Annotated in this window: 21 protein-coding genes; 6 read left to right on the top strand and 15 right to left on the bottom strand. The window is 60.1% G+C overall.

From position 1 onward, the window contains the following. Positions 1 to 113 precede the first annotated feature (113 nt). Positions 114 to 596 carry an SsrA-binding protein SmpB gene (gene smpB, locus G547_RS0107680; protein WP_027329351.1) on the top strand — a complete coding sequence of 161 codons (483 nt, stop codon included), beginning with the start codon at positions 114 to 116 and terminating at the stop codon, positions 594 to 596. 197 nt (positions 597 to 793) lie between these two features. On the opposite strand, the gene G547_RS0107685 is transcribed toward smpB, so the two are convergent. The 12 genes from G547_RS0107685 to G547_RS0107740 form a co-directional block, all read right to left on the bottom strand. Beyond that, complete coding sequence (locus G547_RS0107685; protein WP_027329352.1) at positions 794 to 2,089, bottom strand: adenylosuccinate synthase; 1,296 nt, start codon at positions 2,087 to 2,089, stop codon at positions 794 to 796. Between the two features lie 49 nt (positions 2,090 to 2,138). After that, a complete protein-coding gene (locus tag G547_RS0107690) occupies positions 2,139 to 3,317 on the bottom strand; it encodes an ATP phosphoribosyltransferase regulatory subunit (protein ID WP_027329353.1) in 1,179 nt (392 codons plus the stop codon). Between the two features lie 41 nt (positions 3,318 to 3,358). Next, positions 3,359 to 3,544 carry a DUF2065 domain-containing protein gene (locus G547_RS0107695; RefSeq protein ID WP_027329354.1) on the bottom strand — a complete coding sequence of 62 codons (186 nt, stop codon included), beginning with the start codon at positions 3,542 to 3,544 and terminating at the stop codon, positions 3,359 to 3,361. 104 nt (positions 3,545 to 3,648) lie between these two features. Beyond that, entirely contained in the window at positions 3,649 to 4,527 is an 879-nt protein-coding gene (gene hflC / locus G547_RS0107700; protein WP_036187651.1) for a protease modulator HflC, read from the bottom strand. Beyond that, positions 4,527 to 5,696 (bottom strand): FtsH protease activity modulator HflK, encoded by a 1,170-nt coding sequence (gene hflK / locus G547_RS0107705; protein ID WP_027329356.1) that lies wholly within the window; start codon positions 5,694 to 5,696, stop codon positions 4,527 to 4,529. The genes hflC and hflK overlap by 1 nt, the downstream gene beginning before the upstream one ends. Before the next feature lie 112 nt (positions 5,697 to 5,808). Beyond that, on the bottom strand, positions 5,809 to 7,125 hold the full coding sequence (hflX, locus tag G547_RS0107710; protein ID WP_027329357.1) for a ribosome rescue GTPase HflX: 1,317 nt from the start codon (positions 7,123 to 7,125) through the stop codon (positions 5,809 to 5,811). Between the two features lie 21 nt (positions 7,126 to 7,146). Then, positions 7,147 to 7,407, bottom strand: coding sequence for an RNA chaperone Hfq (hfq, locus tag G547_RS0107715; RefSeq protein ID WP_027329358.1), 261 nt, complete (start codon positions 7,405 to 7,407; stop codon positions 7,147 to 7,149). Between the two features lie 111 nt (positions 7,408 to 7,518). Continuing rightward, on the bottom strand, positions 7,519 to 8,511 hold the full coding sequence (gene miaA, locus G547_RS0107720) for a tRNA (adenosine(37)-N6)-dimethylallyltransferase MiaA (RefSeq protein WP_027329359.1): 993 nt from the start codon (positions 8,509 to 8,511) through the stop codon (positions 7,519 to 7,521). Between the two features lie 545 nt (positions 8,512 to 9,056). Further along, on the bottom strand, positions 9,057 to 10,913 hold the full coding sequence (gene mutL / locus G547_RS0107725) for a DNA mismatch repair endonuclease MutL (RefSeq protein WP_027329360.1): 1,857 nt from the start codon (positions 10,911 to 10,913) through the stop codon (positions 9,057 to 9,059). Positions 10,914 to 10,973: 60 nt separating this feature from the next. Further along, entirely contained in the window at positions 10,974 to 12,266 is a 1,293-nt protein-coding gene (locus G547_RS0107730; protein WP_084645773.1) for an N-acetylmuramoyl-L-alanine amidase, read from the bottom strand. A 56-nt stretch (positions 12,267 to 12,322) separates the two neighbouring features. Then, positions 12,323 to 12,877, bottom strand: coding sequence for a tRNA (adenosine(37)-N6)-threonylcarbamoyltransferase complex ATPase subunit type 1 TsaE (tsaE, locus tag G547_RS20590; protein ID WP_051235038.1), 555 nt, complete (start codon positions 12,875 to 12,877; stop codon positions 12,323 to 12,325). Next, positions 12,867 to 14,387 carry a bifunctional ADP-dependent NAD(P)H-hydrate dehydratase/NAD(P)H-hydrate epimerase gene (locus G547_RS0107740; RefSeq protein WP_051235040.1) on the bottom strand — a complete coding sequence of 507 codons (1,521 nt, stop codon included), beginning with the start codon at positions 14,385 to 14,387 and terminating at the stop codon, positions 12,867 to 12,869. The genes tsaE and G547_RS0107740 overlap by 11 nt, the downstream gene beginning before the upstream one ends. A 150-nt stretch (positions 14,388 to 14,537) precedes the next feature. Here G547_RS0107740 and queG point away from each other — a divergent pair, with 150 nt between their 5' ends. Both queG and gnd read left to right on the top strand, forming a co-directional pair. Then, the gene (queG, locus tag G547_RS0107745) at positions 14,538 to 15,650 is read left to right on the top strand and encodes a tRNA epoxyqueuosine(34) reductase QueG (protein WP_027329363.1); all 1,113 of its coding nucleotides are present in this window, start codon (positions 14,538 to 14,540) and stop codon (positions 15,648 to 15,650) included. Positions 15,651 to 15,882: 232 nt separating this feature from the next. Then, positions 15,883 to 17,334 (top strand): decarboxylating NADP(+)-dependent phosphogluconate dehydrogenase, encoded by a 1,452-nt coding sequence (gene gnd / locus G547_RS0107750; RefSeq protein WP_027329364.1) that lies wholly within the window; start codon positions 15,883 to 15,885, stop codon positions 17,332 to 17,334. A gap of 165 nt (positions 17,335 to 17,499) precedes the next feature. On the opposite strand, the gene orn is transcribed toward gnd, so the two are convergent. Further along, complete coding sequence (gene orn / locus G547_RS0107755) at positions 17,500 to 18,045, bottom strand: oligoribonuclease (RefSeq protein WP_027329365.1); 546 nt, start codon at positions 18,043 to 18,045, stop codon at positions 17,500 to 17,502. Positions 18,046 to 18,172: 127 nt separating this feature from the next. On the opposite strand from orn, the gene rsgA reads away from it, so the two are divergent. The 3 genes from rsgA to G547_RS0107770 all read left to right on the top strand — a co-directional run bounded on the left by rsgA (position 18,173) and on the right by G547_RS0107770 (position 21,599). Beyond that, positions 18,173 to 19,186, top strand: coding sequence for a small ribosomal subunit biogenesis GTPase RsgA (rsgA, locus tag G547_RS0107760; protein WP_027329366.1), 1,014 nt, complete (start codon positions 18,173 to 18,175; stop codon positions 19,184 to 19,186). 90 nt (positions 19,187 to 19,276) lie between these two features. Next, positions 19,277 to 20,089: a sulfurtransferase gene (locus G547_RS0107765; RefSeq protein WP_027329367.1), complete on the top strand. Its 813-nt coding sequence runs from the start codon at positions 19,277 to 19,279 to the stop codon at positions 20,087 to 20,089. 25 nt (positions 20,090 to 20,114) lie between these two features. Then, positions 20,115 to 21,599, top strand: coding sequence for a RimK family protein (locus G547_RS0107770; RefSeq protein ID WP_027329368.1), 1,485 nt, complete (start codon positions 20,115 to 20,117; stop codon positions 21,597 to 21,599). Positions 21,600 to 21,630: 31 nt separating this feature from the next. Here G547_RS0107770 and G547_RS0107775 read toward each other — a convergent pair whose 3' ends face one another. After that, positions 21,631 to 22,026 (bottom strand): DUF3859 domain-containing protein, encoded by a 396-nt coding sequence (locus tag G547_RS0107775; RefSeq protein ID WP_027329369.1) that lies wholly within the window; start codon positions 22,024 to 22,026, stop codon positions 21,631 to 21,633. Positions 22,027 to 22,594: 568 nt separating this feature from the next. Then, positions 22,595 to 26,209, bottom strand: coding sequence for an urea carboxylase (uca, locus tag G547_RS0107780; RefSeq protein WP_027329370.1), 3,615 nt, complete (start codon positions 26,207 to 26,209; stop codon positions 22,595 to 22,597). Positions 26,210 to 26,246: the final 37 nt, after the last annotated feature.

Consider the following 26,246-nt stretch of genomic DNA (forward strand, 5'->3'; position numbering starts at 1 on the left):
GCAATTGCACTGATTGTGCAGGGTTCCTCCTCTCACCCGGGCAGACAGGAAGCCCTTCGAGCCTTTATAATGCCTGCCGCACACTCACGCGCCGAGCAAGGTTGATCATTTTCATGAGCAAGAAGAAGGGCAACAAATCCAACAGCAATACGATCGCTCAGAACAAGAAGGCGAAGTTTGATTTCGCCCTGCAGGATGATCTGGAGGCGGGTCTTTCGCTGCAAGGTTGGGAGGTAAAGAGCCTGCGCCAGGGCAAGGTGCAGCTGACGGATTCGTATGTGCTGTTTAAAAATGGCGAGGCTTGGTTGCTGGGAGCGCACATTACCCCGCTGCCGACGGTGTCCACGCATTATGTGACGGATCCGACGCGCACGCGCAAGCTGTTGATGAAGCGTAAGGAGATTGCGAAGTTCCAGCAGGCGGCGGAGCAGAAGGGTTATACGGTGGTGGCAACGACGCTGTATTGGAAGAAGCACTTGGTAAAGTGCAAGGTCGCGCTGGGTAAGGGTAAGCAGGAGCATGATAAGCGCGAGACGGAGAAGGCGCGCGATTGGAATCGCCAGAAGCGGGCGATCATGAAGGAGCAGAATAAGTAGGCTTTCTCAACGCGCTCTCCATGAAGTGCCCCCTCCAGAGAGTCCGGCCTCGATATCAGGCAGCTTCTTTCGGAAACGCGATAAATCCATCCCTGGAGCTCCCTCACTTCATCCCTGAAGTGAGGGTTCCGAAAGAAGCTGCCTGACACCGAGTCCTCCGAGGTAAATCCCCCCTTCAGTGGCAACCCCCCAAGCAATTAAGCCGAAAACGGATGCCGCAGGACGATGGTTTCGATGCGATCCGGACCGGTGGAGATGATGTCGACCGGGGTTTTCAGGATCTCTTCCAGGCGGCGGATATAGGCGCGGGCGTTTTCCGGCAGCTCATCCAGAGATTTGGCACCGACTGTGGACTCTTTCCAGCCCGGCAACGTTTCATACACCGGTTTGATGGCATCCCAACCTTCCGCATCGAACGGAATACCAACTGAACGGCCATCTTCATCCTGATAATCCACACAGATGTTGACCGTCTCCAGTCCGTCGAGCACGTCCAGCTTGGTCAGACACAGACCCGTGACACTGTTGATGCGGTTCACATGGTGCAGCGCCACCGCATCAAACCAGCCGCAGCGACGCTTACGGCCGGTGGTCGCGCCGAACTCATGACCCTTCTCCCCCAAGTATTGGCCGACATTGCAGTCCAACTCGGTCGGGAATGGACCTGAGCCCACGCGGGTGGTGTAAGCCTTGGTAATACCCAGCACGTAATCGAGATACATGGGGCCGAAACCGGAACCGGTGGCCGTGCCGCCAGCAGTGGTGTTGGAGGAAGTCACAAACGGGTAGGTGCCGTGATCAATATCCAGCAGCGAGCCCTGAGCCCCCTCGAACAGAATGCCTTCACCGCGCTCACGAGCATCGTGCAGCAGCGCGGTCACATCGGCAATCATCGGGCGCAGCTCTTCCGCCCAGGCTTTGCAGGTATCGAGCACCTGCTGGTAATCCACCGCATCGACGCCGTAATACTGCTTCAGCATGAAGTTGTGATACTCCATCACCTCTTTGAGCTTGATCGCAAAGCGGTCCATATGCAGCAGGTCGCCCAGGCGCAATCCGCGGCGGGCTACTTTGTCTTCGTAGGCCGGTCCGATACCGCGGCCGGTGGTGCCGATTTTGGCGTTGCCACGGGCCGTTTCCCGGGCCTGATCCAGCGCGATATGGTACGGGAGGATCAACGGGCAGGCCGGGGACAGGCGCAGGCGCTCGCGTACCGGAACATCCTTGGCTTCCAGCTCGGCGATCTCTTTGAACAGGGCCTCGGGGGAGAGCACCACCCCGTTGCCGATCAGGCAGGTGACACCGGCGCGCAAAACACCGGAGGGAATCAGGTGCAAGACCGTTTTCTTACCGTCGATCACCAGAGTGTGGCCCGCATTGTGGCCACCCTGGAAGCGGGCCACCAGCGACACCTGGTCGGTCAGCAGGTCGACGATTTTACCCTTGCCCTCGTCACCCCACTGGGTGCCCAGAATTACGACGTTCTTACCCATGTTTGTGCAACTCGTTTTGTAACTTGATGAAATGTGCTCCCCGGCCGGTTCAGGCCAGAGGAATGACCCGATACTGTCCATCCTTCAGAACCAGTTGGCGGTCGCAGCCCGCCTCCTGAGGCGGCTCGGACTGCGCGCCGCAGACTACCCTCTCCCCACTGGCTCGCAGGGCCTGAATAGCCTGCCACTGATCGGCAGAGCCGCTCTCAGAGGCCCAGACCGCCGAAGCGGGTGTGGCTTTGATCAGACCCAACTTGTTCAACGCGGTAATATCCACGGCGAAGCCCGTCGCAGGACGAGAGCGACCAAATACCTCGCCGATATGATCGTAACGACCGCCGCTGGCGATGGGGTTGCCGTAACCCGGCGCGAAAGCGGCAAACACCAGACCTGTCAGATAGTGATAGCCGCGCAGCTCGCCCAGATCAAAATAGAGTTCGGCGTCGGGGTAGCGTGCCTCGATCACCGCAGCCACCTGCTCAAGCTGATCAATGGCCTCACGCACATCGGCGGGACAGTGAGCGAAACACTCCCGGGCCCGCGTAAGCACGGATCGATCCCCCGCCAGTGAGGGCAGCTCGAGGAAGACCGGCGCCAGCGGTGAATCTTTGAGGTTGACCCGGACCCAGGCGCGAATTTCCGTTACCGCCTTGCGTTGCAACAAGTCGAAGAAACTGTCTTCCTGCTCCTGACTCAGCTCGGCGGCTTCGGCCAGAGCCCGGTAGATACCCACATGACCCAGGTCGATATGCTGCTTGCACAACCCGGCCAGCTTGAGCGATTCGAGCAGCAGCGACACCACTTCGGTATCCGCGCGGCTGCCGGGCTCGCCATAAAATTCCACCCCGGCCTGAATCGGTGTGCGGGTCGCGAGGGGGTTTTTGGGGCGGGCGTGCACCACGTGGCCAGCATAGCAGAGCCGGTTGGCTCCCTGCCGATCCAGACTGTGGGCGTCCATTCGGGCGGTCTGGGGCGTGATGTCGGCCCGGATGCCCAGGGTACGACCGGTGAGCTGGTCGGTGACTTTGAAGGTCAACAGGTCGACGTCGCGCCCCAGACCGATGAGCAGGGAATCGGTAAATTCCAGCAGGGGCGGAATGACCAGGTCGTAGCCCCAGGTCTGGTACAGATCCACAAGGCGACGACGCATTCGTTCTACGGCTTCCGCCTCGGCGGGCAGAATTTCCTCAACACCGTCGGGCAGAAGCCAGCGGTCAGCATAGGTCATAACAGACTCGAACAGTTGTTGGATTCAGCGCATTGGGCCAGTCAGCGCAGGACGAGCAACAGGCCCGCGCCAATCAGCATACTCACCAGCCCCATCATCCGCAGCCGGCGGTCATTCACCAGCGCCAGGCTCGCCACCAGTTGGCGCCAGCGCTGAGGGTATAAAAACGGAATAATGCCTTCGATGACCAGCATCAGGCAGAAGGCGCGCGCGAGATCGTCCCACATGGCGGCCTCTCATTAACCAATCCGGACACAAAAAACCGGGCGCTAGTCGCGCCCGGCGGCAGGATTTTAGCACTTTTTACGGGCAAATGGTGCCCGCTCTCTGGTTATTTTCGGCCCTCGGAGTTTTTCAAGTAACGAAAGAAATCGCTGCTCGGGTCCACCACCAACAGGTCATCCTGCTGCCCGAAGGCGCTCCGGTACGCTTCCAGACTGCGCAGAAACGTATAGAACTCAGGGTTGCGACTGAAGACCTGGGCATAAATATTGGTCGCTTTGGCATCCCCCTCACCTCGGACCTTCTCGGCATCGCGGTAGGCGTTGGCAAGAATCACCGTGACCTCCCGATCCGCACTGGCTCGAATGACTTCGGCCTGCTCACGCCCGGTAGCCCGGTACTCACGAGCCTCTTCTTCCCGCTCGGCGGCCATGCGGTCAAACACCGACTCACTGACATCGTCCGGCAGATCAATACGCTTAACGCGAACATCAATCACTTCGACCCCCAGCGACTCCTGCACGGCGCTATTGAGATCAGAGGTGATTTCACTCATCAAGGCGTCACGTTCCCCGGAAACCACTTCGTGCAGGGTACGACGACCCACCTGGTTGCGCAGTCCATCCGCAATTCGGGTAGAGAGCCGATTGTCCGCCACGATTTCCTGACCACCGGTCGCTTTGTAGTACTTGGCGACATCCTGGATTCGCCACTTCGCGTAGGAGTCTACGATCAACCGCTTGTTTTCGACCGTGTAGAAGCTTTCCGGCCGGGCGTCGGTCGTCAGGGTTCGGCCGTCAAAGGTGCGCACTTTATCAGCGAAGGGAATTTTTACATGCAGGCCGGGAGGCACATCGGTCTCTACCAGCGCCCCAAACCGCAATACCACCGCCCGCTCATATTCTTTAACGATGTAAAAAGTGTTGAAAACTACCAGAGCGGCGACACTCGCCGCGATAATCCAGACCAGAACTTTATTTGATGACATCAGCGAGTCTCCCTCATTGGCGCGCCAGAATTGCCCCTGGACGTGTCGCGTAGACGCTCAGCAGACTGCCTCAGCTCCTCGGGCGATGGGGCGGGCATTTGAACACTCGTGGCCCCACTCCGCGAGCCGCTGCCACCGGAAGACTGTTTCATCAGACGATCCAGGGGCAAATACATCATGTTATTGCCGCCTTCGACATCCACCATGACTTTACTCGACTCGGTCAACACTTCTTCCACAGCTTCAATATACAGGCGCTCACGAGTCACTTTCGGGGCCTGTTCATACTCTTCCAGCAGCAGCTCGAAGCGACGCGACTGACCCTGAGCCCGCGCGATAACCTGATCGCGATAACCCTGAGCCTCTTCCATCATCCGCTGAGCCTCACCTCGCGCCTGCGGGATAACGCCATTGGCATAAGCCTGGGCTTCGCTCTTGAGCCGTTCCTGATCCTCCTTGGCTTTAATCACATCATCAAACGCGTCCCGAACCTCTTCGGGGGGGCGCCCCTCCTGAATGTTGACATCGCGCACGACAATCCCCGCCATGTAGCTATCCAGATAATTTTGCAGTCGATCCTTTACTTGCCGTGCAATCTCAGCTCGCCCACCGGACAAAACCTGCTGAAGTTCACTCGACCCCACCACATGACGCAGAGCGCTGTCAGCCGCGTGCCTCAAGCTCACTTCAGGGTTCTTGACGTTAAGCACGAAATCACGGACATCGCCGACGTTGTACTGCACTGTAATCGGCAGCTCGACGATGCTTTCGTCTTCAGTCAACATAAGGCCCTGTGTGGCGTACTGCCGCTCTTCGGTAACATTGACCAAGAAAACGTCGGACAACAACGGCGGATCCCACTGGAGGCCGGCATCCTTAATACCCTGAAAGGCACCCAGCCGTAGCACAACAGCCCGTTCTTTGGCGTCCACGACATAGAAGCCCAGCACAAAGTAAATAGCCGCCGCCACCACCAATACGATACCGATCAGCGGGAGAGCACTGCCAAAGCCACCACCACCGTTATTGTCGCCACCGCTGCCGGAGCCGCCGAAGAGACCGTTCAGGCGATCCCGGAATTTTTTCCAGGCCTCATCCAAGTCGGGCGGACCGCCACTGCCGCCGCCCCAGGGGTCCTTGCCCCCGCCTCCCGGTTCATTCCAGGCCATATTCTGTCTCCGTCAATAAAAGTGAAAAGCCGGGCCGAGAGCCCGGCATCAGAAATCGTCGCAGCCCAATCCGGCCGCTAGTTGAGGGATTCTATCAAAAGCCGTGCCCGCTCTAACAGGCAATTCGACCAGAGCGCCCGCTATCGATCCAATCGAGCTGGTCGTAGGTCAGATCCTCGGCGCTCAAAATCCGCATCAGGTCGGCCTTGGGCATACGCACCTGTAACTCGGTGGTGCCATCATCGCGGTTAGCCTCTTCCGCCACCGCCTGTTGCTGATAAAGGCGGGCACGCAAACGCCCCTGTTCGGGCTTCAGGCGAAGGCGCCCGGCCACCATTTCCCGCCCGAGAGCACCTGAAATGGCCTCCATGAGCAGCTCAATGCCCTCTCCGGTCTGGGCGGAGAGCCAGACTGCCACGGGCTTACCATGGTCGTCCCGTTCGATACGGGGTTCCATCCCGAGAAGATCAATCTTGTTGAATACCCGCAACTGGGGTAGCTCAGAGGCGCCAATCTCACCCAACACTTCGTCCACCTGGTCAATATTGTGAATACGCTCCTCGGCGGCGGCGTCAATGACATGTAGCAACAGGCTGGAGTTGCTCGCCTCCTCCAGGGTCGCCCGGAAGGCCTGAACCAATTTGTGGGGAAGATGACTGATGAACCCCACCGTATCGGCGAGGATCAATGCCCCTACATCGGGCACTTCGAGCCGCCTCATGGTCGGGTCCAGGGTGGCAAACAGCTGGTTTTCCACGTAGACGTCGGCGTCGGTGATCCGGTTGAAAAGCGTGGACTTGCCGGCGTTGGTGTAACCCACCAGGGAGACCGTGGGGATATCCGCCCGTTGACGGGACCGCCGGCCCTGATCGCGCTGAGTGCGGACTTTGGACAGCCGTTTCTCAATGGCGGTAATACGACCGCGCAACAGGCGGCGGTCTGTTTCCAATTGGGTTTCACCCGGGCCACGAAGGCCGATACCACCCTTCTGGCGCTCCAGGTGCGTCCAGCCCCGCACGAGGCGGGTCGACATATGCCGAAGCTGGGCCAACTCGACCTGCAACTTACCCTCAAAGGTGCGGGCACGCTGAGCGAATATATCCAGAATCAGGCCGGTGCGATCGAGCACCCGGCACTCAAGGGCACGCTCAAGGTTGCGCTCCTGGCTCGGGGAAAGAGTGTGGTTGAAGATGACCAGCTGCGCCTCGTGTTCCTTGACCACCGCCTGCAGCTCTTCGAGCTTGCCGGTGCCGACAAAGTACTTGGCATGGGGTGCGGCCCGCTGCCCACCAATAAGGGCAATGGGGTCGCCGCCTGCCGACAGGACGAGTTCTTCAAATTCTCGGGGATCTTCCGGCGCTTGGCCGTGGGAGAGTTCCAGGTGAACCAGCACCGCCAGCTCACCGGAATCGGGACGATCAAAAAACAAGTAGTTACCTCAGCGGCAGAATTACTCGGCCGGCGTTTCCTCGCCCTCACCTTCCGCTGGGTTCAGCAGAGGCACACGAACAGCACGAGACGGTACGACCGTGGAAATAGCATGCTTGTACACCATCTGGCTGACGGTGTTCTTCAACAAAACCACAAACTGATCAAAAGATTCAACCTGACCCTGTAGCTTGATGCCGTTGACCAGATAAATGGACACAGGCACCCGCTCTTTACGCAGGACGTTCAGGTAAGGGTCTTGTAAACTATGCCCTTTTGACATGGTTATTCTCCTTATCGAGATAGAAATTTACCCGCCTAAGTCTTTCCCGTGTTTCGGCAAAGGGGGCGGCCACAAGAACATGAAAAACTGACTAGGATTCTCACACTGCTATTATATGGTCTCAGTACCTATATAATTCAAGGTATTCTTTACAATTTCTTGCAAGTTCAAGTTTTCCCCTGATTCGCTTTGCGTGTGAACCCACCTGAGCAAGGGCCAGCCCCGCAGCCAGGTGATCTGCCGCTTGGCCAGCTGTCGTGTCGCGATAATTCCCTTCTCCCTCAGCTCTTCCTCACTCATGGCGGGGCCTTTACCTTCCAGCCCGTCCAGATAGGCCCAAACCTGCCGGTAGCCCACCGCCCGTATCGCGGGAAGCGCCGGGTGAAGATCACCGCGCGCTCGGAGTCCTTTGACCTCGTCGATCAGTCCCTGTTCCAGCATCTGGTCAAATCGTAGAGCAATACGCTGGTGGAGCACCCGCCGATCACGGGGGGCGATGGCAATTTGGATGACATCGAACCGTTCGGTAAAGGCCGGGCCGGCCTCGGCCTGCTGGATACGGCGCAGTTCGGTCATGGTTTTGCCGCTGGCCCGGTAAACTTCGAGGGCGCGGGAGACTCGCTGAGAGTGGTTGGGATGGATCTCGGCGGCGGTGTCCGGGTCGACCTCCGCTAGCTGGGCATGAATGGAGGGCCAACCCCGCTCGGCCGCCTGAGCTTCGATCTCGGCCCGAATAGCCGGATCGGCCTCGGGCATAGGCGCGAGACCGTCAAGCAGGGCTTTGTAATAGAGCATGGTGCCACCGACCAACAGCGGAATACGGGCGGCGGCGTGGATATCGGCGATTTCGCGCTCGGCGTCGACACAGAAGTCGGCGGCGGAGTAGGGGTCGGCGGGGTCCCGGATGTCGATGAGCCGGTGCGGAGCCTGGGCCAGTTCGTCGGGGCCGGGCTTGGCGGTGCCGATATCCATGCCTTTGTAGACGAGGGTGGAGTCGACGCTGATGAGCTCAGCCGGAAGGTGTTTGCGCAGCTCGACCGCCAGGGCAGTTTTGCCGGAGGCGGTGGGGCCCATCAGGAATATCACTTTCTGGCGGTTGGTCATTGGATTCACTGTGGTTTGGTGACTTCGTAGAGGGTTCGGGCCGCTTCGGGGTGCATCCTCCCCGGACACGCCGTAAACCCATCCCTGGGGGCTTCTCATCGGCATCCATGCCGCGGCTTTGGCTCCTGCGTCGCTCTAGCACCTACATCCGTGTAGGCGTCAGAGAGTCCCGAGGGGGTACGCCCTCTCCGACCCTCAGTGCCAAATTTTACCTTTTCGTAGGCCGGATAAGCGCCAAGCGCATCCGGCAAAAAAGTCCAACAGCCACGCAGAAGACGATTGGTACGACACCCTCCACCAGCCAAGCTCACGGACTTGTTATGGTAGGTGGCGCTTCGCTTACCTACCCTACGCTTACTCGATACGTCGGAGGGGGATGAACCACCAAAGGGACAATGTGGCACTGAGGTCTGGGGCGGGGTATATCGTTTCTAGACTCTCTGAGGCATGGATGCCGATGAGAAGCCCCCATGGATGGGTTCACGGCGGGTCTAGAAACGATATACCCCGCCCCAGACCGGACGTGACAAATACTCCCCCAGAAACTACTGCCCTCGCATAAACAACTTATCGAGCTCATCCAACGACTGCAGAGCCCAGGTCGGGCGGCCGTGGTTGCACTGGCCGCTGCGCTCGGTGGCCTCCATATCCCGCAGCAGCGCATTCATCTCCGGAATCGTCAGCCGCCGGTTGGCACGCACCGAACCGTGACAGGCCATGGTCGACAACAACTCATTCATCCGCTGCTGAATCCGCTCACTGCTGCCGTATTCGATCAAATCCGACAACACATCCCGCACCAACTGCGCCACCGGGGCGCGATTGAGCAGCGCCGGCACCTGGCGCACCAGCAGACTCTCGGGGCCGGCGCGCTGAACTTCAAAACCCAACTGCGTAAAGGTCTCGGCGTTCTGCTCCGCGCAGTCCGCCTCCTTCTGGCTGACCGCAATGCTCTCCGGCACCAACAGCGGCTGGGTCTGAATGGCGCCCTGAGCGTAAGCGGTTTTCATCCGCTCGTAGGTGATCCGCTCGTGGGCCGCGTGCATATCCACAATGATCAAGCCCTGGGCATTCTCCGCCAGAATATAAATGCCCTTCAGTTGCGCGACGGCAAAGCCCAGGGGCGGCACTTCCCCGTCCTCGGATTCCGGCATGGGCTGAGGCTGGGCGGGAGTGCCTGCCGGCCCTCCATAGGGCTGATGCAGGCTGCCGTAATGGCGCATCTGCTCGGCGACATTGCCCGGCGCGCCCGAGCCGGGCGGGCGGTAGCCGCCGAAGCCCGAAGGGCTGCCCGCCGGGCTGGAGGACAGCCCCATGGGCGCCTGCTGAAACTCACCCGCGGCAACGCCGCTCAGAGCGGGTTCGGCCGTGCGCTCTTCCGGCTCAAACTGGTCACCGGGGCGCACCTTGGCCAAGGCGTGATGCAGGCTACTGAAAATAAAGTCGTGCACCCGCCGGTTGTCCCGGAAACGGACTTCGTGCTTGGTGGGGTGCACATTCACATCCACCGTGGCCGGGTCCACTTCCAGGTAGAGCACGAAGGCCGGGTGGCGACCGTGGTAGAGGACGTCCTGATAAGCCTGGCGCACGGCATGGCCCACCAGCTTGTCCCGGATGGCCCGGCCGTTGACGTAGAAGTGCTGAAGGTCCGCCTGGCTGCGATTGAAGCTCGGCTGGGCCACCCACCCCCAGAGCCGGAGGCCGGAGCGCTCCATATCGATATGCAGCGCCTGCTCCATAAACGCCGGCCCACAGACCTGGGCCACACGGCGCTCGCACTCAAGCTGGGTGTCGGCGGACCGCCAGCTGTACACTGCGCGACCGTTATTGCGCAAAGTGAAACCGACGTCGAATCGGGACAGGGCCTGGCGTTTGATGACCTCGTCCAGGTGGTTGTATTCGGTTTTCTCCGTGCGCAGAAACTTGCGCCGGGCGGGGGTGTTGAAAAACAGGTCCCGCACTTCCACGGTGGTCCCTTTGGGATGGGCCGCTGGGGCGAGCTCGGCCTGCATGTCCCGCCCCTCGGCGGTCACCTGCCAGGCAGCGCCTTCATCGCTGGTGTTGGTGGTCAACGCCAGGCGCGCCACGGAACTGATACTGGCCAGCGCCTCGCCCCGAAACCCCAAGGTGGCCACCGCCTCCAGGTCGTCCAATTCGCGGATCTTGCTGGTGGCGTGACGGCTGAGGGCCAACGGCAGGTCGTCTTTGGCAATACCGTTGCCGTTGTCCCGGACCCGCATCAGCTTGATGCCGCCGTCCTCGACCTCGATTTCCACCCGTGTGGCGCCGGCGTCCAGGCTGTTTTCCAACAGCTCCTTGATCACGGATGACGGACGTTCGACCACCTCACCGGCGGCAATCTGGTTCGCCAGACGGGGGTTGAGTAATTGAATTCTAGTCATGCACTTCCAGTCGCGTTGCGCCTCCCGCTTGGGAGGCGAGTGTCGGGGCGGTCAACCGCCCTAGCTTGAGGGAATTTTCAACACCTGGCCAACCTGAATGACGTGGTTGTCCAAGCCGTTCTCTCGCCGGATCGCGTCCACACTGACATTGTGACGACGGGCGATGGCGCTCAGGGTATCACCCCGGCTGATGGTGTACTTCTGGGAATCGCCGCTGCCCTGATGCCGGGCGAGGTAAGTCCCCGCCGGAGGCTGGCGCTCGAAATAGTTGCGTATGCCGTTGCCGATGCTGGTGGCCATCTGCTCCCGGTACTGCGCTGTTGAGAGCTTGCGGGCCTCGGACGGGTTGGAGATGAACCCCGTTTCCACCAGGATGGAAGGAACATCCGGCGACTTCAGTACCGCGAACCCGGCCTGCTCCACTTGGGGCTTGTGCAGGCGAGAGATGTCACCCATGGAAGAGAGTACGTCTTTCCCCACCGTCAGGCTGGAATTCAACGTGGCGGTCATGGACAGGTCGACCAACACGCCGGCCAACACCTCATCCTTGTCTTCCAGGCTGACGCTGCCGACACCGCCGATGAGGTCCGCTTCGTTTTCCCGTTCGGCCAGAAAGCGGGCGGTTTCACTGGTGGCGCCGCGGCGGGAGAGGGCAAACACCGAACTGCCGTTCGCCGACGGGTGAGTAAAAGCGTCGGCGTGGACCGAGACAAACAGGTCGGCCTGCATCTTGCGGGCGATATTGCGCCGCTCGCGCAGGGGCACATAGTAGTCCCCCGTACGGACCAGCTTGGCTTCGTAGCCGGGAATATCGTTAAGCTGACGCACCAGACGCTTGCTGATATCAAACACCACATTCTTTTCATAGAGCTTGCCGGGGCCGATGGCGCCCGGGTCTTCCCCGCCATGCCCCGCATCGACAGCAATGATGACATTGCGCTCGCCCGCAGGCTTTGCCGGTGTCTTGTCCGCCAGGGTCTCCGCCCGGCTTTTACCTTCATCGTGCAGGTCGATCACCAACCGGTCATTGATGCCCGCGTGGCGTTTGAGCAGGAAACTCTTGGGGCGAACCGAGGTTTTGAGGTCAAACACGACCCGCAACGTGCCATCCTGACGGTGGGCGCTGCGAACACGCCGGATTGGGGTATCTTCCAGGGCAAGATTATCCAGATCATCCTTCAGGCGCGTGTCGGCAACATCCACGACCACCCGTGACGGCGAAGAGAGTGTAAAGAGCTTGTGCTCGACCGGGCCGCTCAGGTCAAACACCAGCCGGGTATGATCGGGCGCCCGCCAGAGCCTGACGCTGTCGACGTCGGCGGCTTGAGCCAGGGTCGCCCCCAACAGCCACATCAGCACGAGGCACCCTCGAAGCCACTTGTGTCTCAAACTGGATCTCAAAGTCTTCCTCACTGCAATCCGGTTAGGGTTGATCCCGACGGCCTTCCGCCAGCGTCGCCGCGGGCCGCCTCCAAAGAGTCCGGAAGCGTCCAGAGGTTCAATCGGCGCTGCCCTCTCGAGGTACCGGCACGCAGTCTCGCCCGTCGCCCACCGGCTTCGACACTCAGCACCAGCAAGAGGTCGGGTACCGGAAGGACGCCCTGGCCCCGTTCCGGCCATTCAATGACACAGACGTCACTGGGCCTAAAATAATCCCGAATGCCCATATATTCCAGTTCTTCGGGATCCCCCAGGCGATAAAGGTCAAAATGGTTCACGCTGAGCGATCCCAGCTCGTAGGGCTCAACCAGGGTATAGGTGGGGCTCTTAACGGCACCTGAATGCCCGGCGCCGCGCAAAAGGCCGCGACAGAACGTGGTTTTCCCTGCGCCCAGATCGCCTTCGAGAAACAGCACCAACCCTTCTTCGCCATCATCAAGGAGCGCCCGCCCCAGGCTCTCGCCCAACGCCAGGGTGTCGGCCTCGCTCGCGAGAAATACAGAGAGCTCTGTCTCAGCGCTCATTCTCGCTCTCCAGGGACAGCAGTTGACAGAAAGCGGGGATCAGGTCGGTTGCCAGAAGGCTGCGTTCACCCCAGTCGCCCACCGCCAGGTCCGCCGCCTCGGCGTGCAGGCAGGCGCCCAGCTCCGCGGCGGAGCCCACGCTCAGCCCCTGGGCCAGCAAACCGCCCAGCAGGCCGGAAAGCACATCGCCCATACCGCCCGAGGCCATGCCCGGATTACCCGCCGCCACCAGACCCGTCCGGCCCGGCTCGGAACACACCAGGGAACCGGCCCCCTTCAGGATGGCGGCACCGCCGTAGCGGTGTTGAAGCTGATGCACCGCCGCAAACCGGTCGCGCTGCACTTCCGCAGTCTGGGTCTGCAGTAAGCGCGCCGCTTCGCCCGGGTGGGGCGTCAGTATCCAGTTATCGCGTGCCTTGCCGGCAGGCTGATGGGCCGCCAACAGGTTCAGCGCATCGGCATCGAGCACCAGCGGCAAGCCCGATTGCAGCGCCTGCTGCAACATCTGCTCGGACCAGGGAGACTGCCCCAGCCCCGGCCCCACCACCAGCACCGTCGGGCGAGCCAACCAGGGTTCAAGTTCTTGTCCCGAGGTCACGCCACAGACCATGATTTCCGGTCGACGGGTCAGCATGGGCGCCACGTGCTCCGGACGGGTGGCCAGGCTGACCAGCCCGGCACCGGCCCGGGCGGCCGCTTCGGCCGCCATGATCGCCGCGCCGCCAAACCCGGTATCACCGCCGATGACCATGACGTGTCCAAAAGCGCCTTTGTGGGCATCCGGAGCTCGCCGCCCCAGCGTCGGCAAGATCTCACTCAAGGCGAGCCGTCGGCAGTTTGAGGGGACTGCGTCATACACCGCATCGGAGACGCCCAGACGGGCAAAAACCAGCTCGCCACACAAAGCCGCCCCCCGGGCGGTCAGGAGCCCCTGTTTGACGCCGATAAAGGTGACGGTGACCGTCGCCTGAACCGCGACGCCCAGCACCGCGCCACTATCGGCCGCCAGTCCGGAAGGCAAATCAATAGCGAGCACGGGCAACCCCGACTGATTGATCTGCTCTATCGCCTCGGCGTAATGCGGACGCACTTCGCCACTGACACCGGTCCCCAACAGCGCATCGACAATAACGCCCGCTTTTGGCGCCGCCCCCAGAGGCATGAACTCAACCCCTTCCTGACGGGCATAATCCCGGGCCTGGGCCGCCTCGCCTTTGAGCTTGTCGGGCTCGCCCACGGTGATCACGCTGACCGACAAACGACGCTGGGCAGCGAGCGCCGCCACCACATAGCCGTCACCGGCGTTGTTGCCGGCACCACAGTAGACCGTGACCCGGTCGGCCGCGGGGAAATGGTTGAGAAGTTGCTCAAAGGCGGTGCGACCGGCGCGCTTCATCAATTGAATACCGGCGGTACCGGCCTCAACCGCGCGACGATCAAGCTCCCGGGTCTGCTCGGCGGTGTACAGGTCGCGGGGAAAGCCCGAAGCATCGGCGGACGTCAATTTCATAGATTCCTCAATTTCAAAGATAAATACCGCTATTTCTGGCAAAATTATACGCGAACTTTGAAGACTATCGTAACGCGCGCACAATGCCTGTGATACGTCTTCGGACCGTCCGCTCACAATACCTCAAACGCCGCTGCGCCCAAGGCCTTTATGCCACCTGTGGATTATCGACAACTCGCCGACGATATCAAACGCTGGGGACGGGAGCTGGGTTTCCAGCAAGTGGGCATTACCGATACCGACCTGCGGGAGGAGGAAGCCCACCTGAAGGAGTGGCTGGCCAAAGGCTATCACGGTGCCATGGACTGGTTTGAAGCCCACGGCAACAAACGCTCCCGGCCGGAAGAACTGGTCCCCGGAACGATCCGGGTGATTTCCGTGCGCATGGACTATCTGCCGGAAGATACCGAGCAGATCAAAATCCTCAAGGACCCCAACAAGGCCTATATTTCCCGCTACGCCCTCGGACGCGATTATCACAAACTGATCCGCAAGCGCCTCGCCAAACTCGCCAAGACCATTGAGGCCGCCCTGCCCCCCGAATTGCGCGAGGGCCAACAACGTCCCTTTGTGGACAGTGCGCCCGTGCTGGAACGCCCCCTCGCCGACAAGGCCGGACTGGGCTGGACCGGCAAGCACACGCTGATTCTCAACAGTGAGGCGGGCAGTTGGTTTTTCCTGGGGGAATTATTTACCTATTTGCCCCTGCCGGTGGACCAATCGGAACAGCCCAACCGTTGCGGGGACTGCAGCGCCTGTCTGCAGGTCTGCCCCACGGACGCCTTTCCCCAACCCTACGAGCTGGATGCGCGGCGCTGCATTTCCTACCTGACGATCGAAAACCCCGGCCCGATCCCGGAGGAGTTTCGCGAGCCCATGGGCAACCGGGTGTTCGGCTGCGATGACTGCCAGGCCATCTGCCCCTGGAACAAATACGCCCACTACACCCGAGAGGACGACTTCCAGCCCCGCCACGGCCTGGACAGTCGGGACCTGTTGACGCTTTTCCAATGGACCGAAGAAGAATTCCTGCGCTACACCGAGGGCTCCGCCATTCGCCGGGCCGGTTACGAACGCTGGCTGCGCAACCTGGCGGTCGGCCTGGGGAATGCTCCGTCGAGCCCCGAGATCATCCAGGCCCTGGAAAACCGGCGCTCGAGCGTCTCGGCGCTGGTGCAGGAACACATCGACTGGGCCCTCGCCCAACAGGCGCGCCCGGGGCGCCGCCGCAAACGCAAAATCCGCCGAAAACGCCCGTTATAACAAGCATTTAGGTTATAGCTATTAATGCTATTGGGCCAATTGCCCTGTTAATTTGTGTCACAAACGTGAATAATACGCACCCTTTTGAGAACCTTTTCTCCCTTTCCGGTTTACGGACGGGCAGAGACTGACGGTTCTGGACACGTTCCCAACGATAAAGTGCGCCGCCAAAAGCGGTCGCCGACAAAGGACATCACACCCACATCAACCCGAGAGACAGGTAGCAGACTCTATGAAAGAGAAATCCGATATCGGCCTGGTAGGCCTCGCCGTGATGGGCGAAAACCTGATTCTGAACATGGCCAGCAAAGGCTACACCGTGACCGCCTACAACCGCTCCACCGAGAAGGTGGAAAAGTTCATCAACGGTCGTGCCGACGGCAAATCCATTCGCGGTGCTCATTCCGTCGAGGAGCTGGTGGAGTCTCTGGCCAAGCCCCGCAAAATCATGTTGATGGTCAAGGCCGGACAGGCGGTGGATGATTTCATTGAGCAGTTGATCCCGCACCTGGACAAGGGCGACATCATCATCGATGGCGGCAACACCCACTACCCGGACACCAACCGGCGCACCGAATACCTGGAGAGCAAGGGCCTGCTGTTTATCGGCACCGGCGTCTCCGGCGGCGAAGAGGGCGCGCTGACCGGGCCGTCCATCATGCCCGGCGGCTCCCCCGCAGCCTGGGAACACGTCAAACCCATTTTTCAGGACATTTCCGCGAAGGTGGACGATGGCAGCCCCTGCTGTGACTGGGTGGGCGAGCAAGGCGCCGGTCACTTCGTCAAAATGGTGCACAACGGCATCGAATATGGCGACATGCAGCTGATCTGTGAAGCCTACCAGTTGATGAAAGACCTGCTGGGCATGAGCCACGATGAGATGCACGAAGTCTTCGCCGAGTGGAACGAGGGTGAACTGAACAGCTACCTGGTGGAAATCACCCGCGACATCCTGGCCTACAAAGAAGACGGCGAGCCCCTGGTCGAGAAGATTCTGGACAAGGCCGGCCAGAAAGGCACCGGCAAATGGACCGGCATTATCGCCCTGGATATGGGCATTCCGCTGACCCTGATCGGCGAGGCGGTCTTCGCCCGTTGCCTGTCGGCCCAGAAAGACGAGCGGGTAGAAGCCTCTCAAGTTCTCAGCGGCCCGAAAGTGAAGTTCGAAGGCGACAAGAAAGCCTTCGTCGATGACCTGCGCCAAGCGCTGCTGGCCGCCAAGATGATTTCCTACGCCCAGGGCTACGCACTGATGCGCGAAGCGGCCCGGGAATTCGGCTGGCACCTGAACTACGGTGGCATCGCTCTGATGTGGCGCGGCGGCTGTATCATCCGCTCCGGCTTCCTGGACAACATCAAGCAGGCGTTCGACAAGAACGGCGACTTGAAGAACCTGCTGCTGGATGACTACTTCAAAGGCAAGATCGAAGCGGCTCAGGACGGCTGGCGCCGGATTGCGGCCACTGCCATCAGCAGCGGCATCCCGACACCGACCATTACCTCGGCCCTGAACTACTTCGACGGCTACCGCTGTGCCCGCCTGCCGGCGAACCTGCTCCAGGCCCAGCGGGACTACTTCGGTGCCCACACCTACGAGCGGGTGGACAAGCCCCGGGGTGAGCACTTCCACACCAACTGGACCGGCCGCGGCGGGGATACCGCTTCTTCCACGTATAACGTGTAAGGATCGAATCCGGTGATGGCGGATGTCGGCAGCAACGCTGCGCGTGGCTCCGCCCTACGCAAGCCGGGCCATTAATTGGCGGATGCGCCTTCCGGCTTATCCGCCCTACATGCCGAGATGTAGGGCGGATAAGCGGAGCGCATCCGCCACCGCCACTCCCCCAAATCACTCCATCTTGAAAAAGTGCTCCCGGTAATGCTTCAGCTCGTTGATCGAGTCCTTGATATCATCCAGGGCCAAGTGCGCCCCGCTCTTCTTCACCCCCTCCAGCACATCCGGCCGCCAGCGACGGGCCAGCTCTTTCACGGTCGACACATCCAGATTCCGGTAATGGAAAAACCGCTCCAGCTTGGGCATACCGCGCACCAGGAAGCGGCGGTCCTGGCAGATGGAGTTGCCACACATGGGTGACTTACCCGGCGGTACCAGCTTTTCCAGAAAGGCGATGGTCTCCGCCTCGGCTTTCTCAAGCGTCACTTCGCTCTCGCGCACCCGCTGAGTCAGACCGGATTGACCATGCTGGCGGGTATTCCACTCGTCCATGCTCTGCATCACCTCATTGGGCTGATGGATGGCATGAACCGGGCCTTCGGCCAGAATATTGAGGTTGGCATCGGTCACGATGGTGGCAATTTCGATGATCACATCCCGATCCGGGTCGAGGCCGGTCATTTCCAGATCAATCCAGACCAGGTTGGTTTCATTGGACATAAATTCGATTCCCTACAGACTTTTTCCGAAAGGATCAGGCACAATAAGCGCCTGAGACAGGGGCACAAGATTAACCCGCCGTCCCAATGGGAACAACCGGCGACCACGGGAGAAAAACCACCACTTCATGAGTAAGCGCAAACTGACCCGCCGCCAGGCCTGGCGCATCCAGAAAATTCAGCAGGAACGCAGCGAGCGCGCCCAGCGCCGGCAAGAGCCGAGCGCCGAACTGGATGAGACCAACCTCGGCCCGGAGCAAGAAGGGTTAGTGGTGACTCACTTCGGCACACTGGTGCTCGTGGAATCGTTGGCACCGGCACATGAGCGCAAACGCTGCCATTTTCGCAGCAACCTGGGCTCACTGGTCACCGGGGACCGGGTAGTCTGGCGCGACGGCTCTCCTTATGGAGTAGTAGAAGCGGTGATGCCGCGCCGCTCAGAACTGTGCCGCCCGGACCCCTATGGCGACCTGAAAACTGTCGCCGCCAATGTCGACCGCGCCCTGATTGTGGTCGCGCCCTACCCAGAGCCCCACTACAGCCTGATCGACCGCTATCTGGTGGCGGCCGAAGCCAGTGATATCACCCCCGCGCTGATCATCAACAAGTGCGATGCGGTGGATGACCGAATCCGCGACAAACTGGAACAGATGGAGCAGCTCTATCGCGGCCTGGGCTACTACGTCCAGCGGGTTTCCGCCAGCACCGGCGAGGGCATGAGCGAGCTCGCGGATTACCTCAAGGATTTCACCTGTGTCTTCGTCGGCCAGTCCGGTGTAGGTAAGTCTTCACTTACCAACTGGCTCCTGCCCGAGGCGGGCCTGAGAGTCGGCGAGTTGTCCGAGCGCCAGACCGGCAGCCACACTACCACCAACGCCGAGCTCTTTCATTTCCCCGGCGGCGGGCAGCTGATCGACTCCCCCGGGGTGCGGGAGTTCGGGCTCTGGCATATGAGCTCCGAGCAGGTGCTGGAGAACTTTGTCGAGTTTCGCCCCCACCTGGGTCACTGTAAATTCCGTGACTGCGCCCATAAGGGCGAGCCGGGCTGTGCCTTGCAGAAAGCCCTTGAATCCGGCGACATCAGCCGCCAGAGAATGAACAGTTGCGAACAGATTCTCGACAGTCTGCACTCGCCTCGCTAGCAATGGGCGGCAATTCCACTTGAGTCCAACCCCATTGGCGCTATGCTAGTGGGTCATGCAATCACCGCAGTATCAGGAAGGACACACACTATGGCCGATCTGCCACTCATACTCGAACCGGCCGAGCTGGCTGACCTGCAGGAACAGCCACCGGAAAACCTTCGAATCGTCGACCTGTGTAGCGAACAAAGCTATCAGATGGGACACATTCAGGGCGCCTTGCACATCCCACCCCAGATGCTGTTGAGCAATATTCCACCCGCCCCAGGCCGCATCGGTACCGTGGAGCAATTGAATCGGCTGTTCTCCTTTCTGGGAGCCACGCCCGAGACTCATTTCGTGGTCTATGATGATGAAGGCGGCGGCTGGGCCGGGCGCTTCATCTGGACCCTGGATGCCATCGGGCACAAACACTATTCTTACCTGAATGGCGGGCTTCAGGCCTGGAAAAACGAAGCGCGGCCGCTGAGTCGCGAGATCCCGCAGGTAACGCCAACCGAAGCCAGGGTCAGCCTGGACCCGAGCGTCGTGGTGGAAATTCCGGATATTCTGGACGCCCTTGAGGATCCGAACTTCGTGGTCTGGGACGCCCGCGGCCCCTCGGAGTACCGGGGCGAAAAAGTGCTGGCCCAGAAAGGCGGACACATTCCCGGCGCCGTGAACGTCGAGTGGACCCAACTGATGGACCACCAGAACGGATTGCGAATCCGCCCCGATGCCGAGGCGTTTCTTGCCGAGCGAGGGTTAACCAAAGACAAGCGCATAGTGACGCATTGCCAGAGTCATCACCGCTCCGGCTTTACCTACCTGGTAGGCAAAAGCCTGGGGTTTGATATCAAGGGTTACCACGGGTCCTGGGCTGAATGGGGCAACCACCCCGACACCCCCGTGGAAACCGATTAACCGAAGCATCTGACGGAAACCCTGAATGTCTCGACTTTTTATTGTGGTGGAGTCCGCCCAAGACTGGGCGCCCTACTTCCCCAGCGAGCAGGTCATCACTTTTGACGACTACTTGCAGCTCCCCCCGGCCAAAACCAACCGGACGCGGGTCATCAACCTGTGCCGGAAGTTCAGCTATTTGAGCAAGGGGTATTACTGCTCGTTGCTGGCCGAAGCGCGGGGGCACTCCGTGATCCCCTCGGTGAAAACCCTGAACGACCTGCGCGACCGGAACAGCTTTTCGGTGATTTCCGAGCATCTGCAAAGCCAGTCGGAAAAATTCCTGAACAAGCTCGCCAGCCGGGAGGAAAAAACCTACCCTTTCTGGATATTCTTCGGCGAAAGCAGTGTGCCGGAGCTGAAGAAATTGGCCAGGGAGCTGTTCGAACAGCAACCCTGCCCGATTTTGCGAGCGGAACTCAGTTGGGAGGGCAGCTGGCGCATCAGCAGTCTGAAAGTGGCGCCGGTGCATACGCTCAACGACGCCGAGCAGGAAGCTTTTGCCAACGCCCTGGACCGCTTCAGTGCCCAGCTCTGGCGCAAGGCGAAGACCCAGAAAATCAGCCGTTACGAAATGGCGATTCTGGTCAATCCGGACGAAAAACTGCCGCCCAGCGATGACAAGGCCCTGAAGAAATTCGTCAAAGCCGGCAACCGGCTGGGCATCAACGTCGACTTTATTGGCCGCAAGGACATTCGAAAGCTGCCCGAATACGACATGCTGTTTATTCGGGAAACCACGAACATCGACCACCATACCTTCCAGTTCGCCTGTCGGGCTGAGGCCGAAGGGCTGGCGGTGATGGACGACCCGCAATCGATCATCCGCTGTACCAACAAGGTGTATCTGGCGGACCTGTTCGCGGCGCGAAAAATCGACACACCCAATACCCGCCTGATCTCCACCAACGGCAAGGCGGCTCTGGATAAAGTGGCGGAAGAGCTGGGCTTCCCCATGATCGTCAAGATCCCGGATGGATCTTTCTCCCGGGGCATGTTCAAGGTGGAGGACCGCAAGGCTCTGGATCATGCGGTCACGGACCTTCTGAAAAAATCAGCGCTGCTGCTCGCCCAGGAGTTTATGTATACGGATTACGACTGGCGTGTCGGTGTACTCAACGGCAAGCCGCTGTATGCCTGCAAGTATTTTATGGCCGGCGGCCACTGGCAGATTTACGATCACAACAACACCGCCGACCCCTCGGGCGGCTATCAGACCATGCCGACTTATGAGGTGCCCCGCAAAGTGATCGACACCGCCATCAAGGCCGCCGGCCTGATTGGCAAGGGGCTCTATGGCGTAGACCTGAAGCAGAGTGGCAAACGAGTGGTGGTGATCGAGGTGAACGATAACCCCAGTATTGATGAAGGTGTGGAGGACGAGTTTATCGGCGATGAGCTCTACACGCTGATCATGCAGGAGTTTATCAATCGCGTGCAGATCATCCGACGGCTGCGGGAGGCGCTTTAAGGCGCTCCGCTCGACTCTTCATCAGCGCTCACTAATCGTTCGGCGCTATCAGGTTCAGGGTTTCATCGGCGATCAACTGGCCTTCAATGGCCAGGGTGATGCGCCAGGGGCCCTGTTTGTTCTCGACGGGTTTCCAGATGGTGTCGCCGATAAAGAAATCCCAGTCGTTTTGCTTGATATAGACTTCTCCGTCAAAGGGGGGCAGTGGGTTGCCGTCTTCGTCGGGGATGTCGGGGTGGTAGATGCAGTATTGGAGCTTTTTGTTTTTGGCTTTTTTGATGTTGACGATGTAGCCAAATTCGATATCAAGCTCGCAGGGGATGTCCCGCGTCATTTTGATGAGTTTGGGGAGGTCTTTGGATTTTGGGTCGAGCGGGGTATAGAGGCCCCAGCTGCGCAATTTGACTTCGGGTTTCTTTTTGGCCATGGCGCCTGGGTTTCGATCATTGCAAAACCGTCATTGTACCATGGAGGCTATTCGGTTTTTGGTCCACTGTGGCATCTCGTCCGGGCGGGAGCGGGTGTACCGCTTCTAGACCCGCCGTAAACCCATCCATGGGGGCTTCTCATCGGCATCCATGCCTCAGAGAGTCTAGAACCGGTACACCCGCTCCCGCCCTCGTTGGCACAGTTCACCTGCGCGAGGCTTGATAACCGCGTAGGGCATGGTAAGGCGTTAGCCGCCACCTGCCATCATCACACGCTTTCCCTTTTTATCGCGATTATTGGAAGGTGGCGGCTAACGCCTTACCTGCCCTACACACTTAAAGACTTAAGGTGCTATCTCCCGGAACGCTACGCTGACACTGCGGAGGCTGAATATACCCTTGGGAGACCGTGGAGCGCGGGACTCGCGATTCGAGCCCCCAGGGGCCGCTCCTTGGCATCCATGCCATCGCGGCATTAGTGAATCCCTTCACGTCATGGGTTCACGGCGTGTCTCACCAGGGTATGCCCTCCCTCCGCTCTCCCATGCGAAGCTCCAAGAAAACCCTCTACTTAAGTACCAAAAGCCGATCTCCTGCATTCACCGACTGTCCTTCGTCCCGGGAAAGAGAATCCACCACACCATCCTCCGGTGCCGCGACCTCAATCTCCATCTTCATCGACTCCAGAATACAGACGGTCTCCCCCGCCTTCACCCGATCACCGGGCTTCACCACAAACTGCCAGATATTCCCCGCCACCTGACTCTCCACCGCCGTGGCACCCTCAGGTAAGGCATCCACCTGCTCAGCGGCGGCTTCCTGCCCCGAGCTATCAAAGTTCATCTGTCCGTTATCGATCCAACGCTGAAGCTCCTCATCAAAGGCTTTGTTTCGGTGATCAACAAACGTATCAATCTCCGACTGATGCTTCTCAATGAACGCCTCGTAATCCGAGAGTTTGAACGTCGTCTCCTCGATTTTCAGCGGATACTGACCCTTGGGGAAATCCCGGCGGATGGTTTGCAACTCATCGTGACTCACCTCGTAGAAGCGAATCTGATCGAAAAAGCGCAGCAGCCAGGGCTGGGTGAACTCCCGGGTTTTCCGATAGCGATTCCACATCTGCAGGGTGCGGCCGACAAACTGATAACCGCCCGGCCCTTCCATACCGTAAACACACAAGTAAGAGCCCCCGATCCCCACGGAGTTTTCCGCGGTCCAGGTTCGGGCCGGGTTGTACTTGGTGGTGACCAAGCGGTGGCGCGGGTCCAGGGGTGTCGCCACGGGAGCGCCCAGGTACACATCCCCCAGGCCCATCACCACGTAGCTGGCTTCGAACAGAATTTTTTTCACCGCGTCGATGGAGTCCAGGCCGTTGATGCGGCGGATGAACTCAATATTGTCCGGGCACCAGGGGGCGTCTTTACGCACCGACTGCATATACTTTTCCGCCGCCTTTCGGCAGGCGGGATCATCCCAGCTCAGGGGCAGATGCACGATGCGTGAGGGCACTTCCAGTTCGTCGATATTCTGCAATTTCAGTTCGGCGGCTTCCAGCCGTGCCAGCAGTTGATCGGTTCCAATGATCTGACTGTCGTAGTGCAGTTGCAACGAACGGATGCCCGGGGTCATTTCCAGTATGCCGTCGATGCCCTGCTCCTGCAGGTACAACATCAGAGCGTGGGCGCGAAAGCGCAGGCGGATGTCCAACTGAAGCGGGCCGTACTCCACCAGCAGGTATTTGTCCCCCGAGGGCCGGTAGACGACCGGTACCCCGGTATCCTCACCGGACAGCGTTTTCAGTACGGGTGTCGCATGAATCAGTTCCTCGATTCGGTCGGGCTCAATCTCCGGCTCCGGAATGTCCACCAGCGTTTCCAGCGCTTGCAGTTGCCGACGCTCAAGCGCGTTCGCATCCGCCAGAGTGACCGGCGTGAACTGCACCCGGTCGCCGGCTTTGAGTTGCCCGAGCTTCCACAGATCCGCCGCGATGACGGTGACCGGGCAGACAAAGCCCCCCAACGAAGGGCCGTCCGGTCCGAGGATCACCGGCATGTCACCGGTGAAATCCACGGTGCCGATGGCGTAGGCATTGTCGTGAATGTTCGAGGGGTGCAGTCCGGCTTCGCCGCCATCACGGCGGGCCCACTCGGGTTTCGGACCGATCAACCGAATGCCGGTGCGGCTGGAGTTGTAGTGCACTTCCCAACGGTGTTCAAAAAAGGTGTGCATATCCTGCTCGGTGAAAAAATCCGGTGCACCGTGAGGCCCGTAAATCACACGCAGCTGCCAATTACCATCAAGCCCGGGGCGCAGGGCCTCCGGCGCCTCAAGGGGTTGAGTCGTCACCGGGCGAGCTCCCAAATGGAGCACATCCCCCGTACGCAAGGCCCGACCGGCGAAGCCACCAAACTGCCCGAGCGTGAAAGTGGATTTGGAACCGAGGTAATCCGAACACTGAAGACCACCGGCCACCAGCAGATAGGCGCGGGCGCCACTGCCCGTGGTTTTCCCAAGCTTCAACACCTGACCGGCACTCGCCCGAACACGCCGCCAAAACGGCACGGCGTCGCCCTCCAGGCTGGCCTCCAGCAGTGCGCCGGCCAGGACGAAGTCGGTGTCGATATTGAATTTGAGGGTGGGTCCGTTCAGGGTCAACTCCAGCCCGGCGGCGCCTTCGGGGTTACCCAGAATCCGGTTGCCCAAACGCAGCGCGTAGTCGTCAAACGGACCTGAGGGGGGCACGCCGATATCCCAGTAGCCAACCCGGCCCGGGTAATCCTGCACGGTGGTCATGGTGCCGGCCGATAACACATCAATGGTGGTCGGCGTGTAGGCCAAGGTATTCAGAAAGCGGGTGTGGATCTCGCCGGCATGGAATTCAGGGGTTTCCAGAATGCGCCGGACATAGTCCGCATTGACTTCAATGCCTTCAATCACGGTGTCGGCCAGCGCCGCATCCAGCGCTTCAATGGCACGCTCGCGCGTCTGTTGCCAAACGATCACTTTGGCCAACATCGGGTCAAAGTAGGGGGAAACCGTCAGGCCCGCTTCCACCCAGGTATCAATACGCCGCTCCCGGCCATCGCTATCGGGAAACACCACCGCACTCAGCAGACCCGCACTGGGCTGAAAATTTTTGTTGGCATCCTCGGCGTAGATTCGGGCCTGAACCGCGTGACCGGACGGGGTCAGTTGTGCGAACGCGCTTTTCAGGTCGCCCAGTTCACCGGCGGCCTGTTTGAGCATCCACTCGACCAGGTCCACGCCATACACTTGTTCGGTAACGCCGTGCTCAACCTGAAGCCGTGTATTCACTTCCAGGAAATAAAAGCGATTCTCACCGGCATCGTAAATAAATTCCACAGTGCCGGCGTTGCGATAGTGGACGGCTTCGGCCAACCGCACGGCGGTGCGATGCAGCTCGGACCGGACGGACTCGGGCATATTGGGCGCGGGACACTCTTCCACGACTTTCTGGTTGCGGCGCTGGGAGGAGCAGTCCCGCTCCCCCAATGCCACCGCAGTACCCTGACCGTCGCCAAAAACCTGAACTTCGATATGGCGGGCCCGCTCGATGTATTTTTCGACAAACAACCCGTCGTTGGAGAAGTTGTTGGCGCTGAGCCGTTTGACACTGTCAAAGGCTTTGTGAAGCTCGGCCTCGGAGTAACAGGTTTGCATACCGATGCCGCCACCACCGGCCGTGCTCTTCAGGATGACCGGATAGCCGATGTCGCCGGCGGCCGCGACGGCGGCGTCGACGTTTTCCAGCAGGTCGGTGCCCGGAAGCAACGGCACCTGATTGGCTTCGGCCAGGGCGCGGGCGGTGTGTTTCAAACCAAAGGCGTTCATCTGCTCGGGGGTGGGTCCGACGAAGGCGACGCCGCGTTGTTCGCAGGCGTTGACGAAGTCGGGGTTTTCGCTCAAAAAGCCGTAGCCGGGGTGGACGGCGTCGATGTGGTGTTGTGCGATGAGGTCGAACAGTTTTTGTTGGTTGAGGTAGGTGTCGGTGGCGGCGCCTTCGCCGAGGCTATGGGCTTGGTCGGCGAGGGTGACGTGCAGTGAGTCGGCATCGGCGTCGGCGTAGACGGCGACGGAGGTGATGCCGAGTTTTTTGAGGGTGCGGATGATGCGCACGGCGATGGCGCCGCGGTTGGCAATCAGGACTTTTGTGAACATCGCTCAGGCTCTCGATGTCGGTGCGGGTCGTCCCGCG

Source organism: Marinimicrobium agarilyticum DSM 16975, from assembly GCF_000423345.1.
Lineage (GTDB): Bacteria > Pseudomonadota > Gammaproteobacteria > Pseudomonadales > Cellvibrionaceae > Marinimicrobium > Marinimicrobium agarilyticum.

Excerpts from the sequence above, each read along its gene's own strand:
- queG (WP_027329363.1), top strand. The coding sequence starts at position 14,538 with ATGCCACCTGTGGATTATCGACAACTCGCCGACGATATCAAACGCTGG.
- G547_RS0107690 (WP_027329353.1), bottom strand. The coding sequence starts at position 3,317 with ATGACCTATGCTGACCGCTGGCTTCTGCCCGACGGTGTTGAGGAAATT.
- G547_RS0107765 (WP_027329367.1), top strand. The coding sequence starts at position 19,277 with ATGGCCGATCTGCCACTCATACTCGAACCGGCCGAGCTGGCTGACCTG.
- G547_RS0107775 (WP_027329369.1), bottom strand. The coding sequence starts at position 22,026 with ATGGCCAAAAAGAAACCCGAAGTCAAATTGCGCAGCTGGGGCCTCTAT.
- gnd (WP_027329364.1), top strand. The coding sequence starts at position 15,883 with ATGAAAGAGAAATCCGATATCGGCCTGGTAGGCCTCGCCGTGATGGGC.
- hflK (WP_027329356.1), bottom strand. The coding sequence starts at position 5,696 with ATGGCCTGGAATGAACCGGGAGGCGGGGGCAAGGACCCCTGGGGCGGC.
- smpB (WP_027329351.1), top strand. The coding sequence starts at position 114 with ATGAGCAAGAAGAAGGGCAACAAATCCAACAGCAATACGATCGCTCAG.
- hfq (WP_027329358.1), bottom strand. The coding sequence starts at position 7,407 with ATGTCAAAAGGGCATAGTTTACAAGACCCTTACCTGAACGTCCTGCGT.
- hflC (WP_036187651.1), bottom strand. The coding sequence starts at position 4,527 with ATGTCATCAAATAAAGTTCTGGTCTGGATTATCGCGGCGAGTGTCGCC.
- G547_RS0107730 (WP_084645773.1), bottom strand. The coding sequence starts at position 12,266 with ATGTGGCTGTTGGGGGCGACCCTGGCTCAAGCCGCCGACGTCGACAGC.
- rsgA (WP_027329366.1), top strand. The coding sequence starts at position 18,173 with ATGAGTAAGCGCAAACTGACCCGCCGCCAGGCCTGGCGCATCCAGAAA.
- uca (WP_027329370.1), bottom strand. The coding sequence starts at position 26,209 with ATGTTCACAAAAGTCCTGATTGCCAACCGCGGCGCCATCGCCGTGCGC.
- G547_RS0107740 (WP_051235040.1), bottom strand. The coding sequence starts at position 14,387 with ATGAAATTGACGTCCGCCGATGCTTCGGGCTTTCCCCGCGACCTGTAC.
- G547_RS0107695 (WP_027329354.1), bottom strand. The coding sequence starts at position 3,544 with ATGTGGGACGATCTCGCGCGCGCCTTCTGCCTGATGCTGGTCATCGAA.
- G547_RS0107685 (WP_027329352.1), bottom strand. The coding sequence starts at position 2,089 with ATGGGTAAGAACGTCGTAATTCTGGGCACCCAGTGGGGTGACGAGGGC.
- tsaE (WP_051235038.1), bottom strand. The coding sequence starts at position 12,877 with ATGAGCGCTGAGACAGAGCTCTCTGTATTTCTCGCGAGCGAGGCCGAC.
- mutL (WP_027329360.1), bottom strand. The coding sequence starts at position 10,913 with ATGACTAGAATTCAATTACTCAACCCCCGTCTGGCGAACCAGATTGCC.
- orn (WP_027329365.1), bottom strand. The coding sequence starts at position 18,045 with ATGTCCAATGAAACCAACCTGGTCTGGATTGATCTGGAAATGACCGGC.
- G547_RS0107770 (WP_027329368.1), top strand. The coding sequence starts at position 20,115 with ATGTCTCGACTTTTTATTGTGGTGGAGTCCGCCCAAGACTGGGCGCCC.
- miaA (WP_027329359.1), bottom strand. The coding sequence starts at position 8,511 with ATGACCAACCGCCAGAAAGTGATATTCCTGATGGGCCCCACCGCCTCC.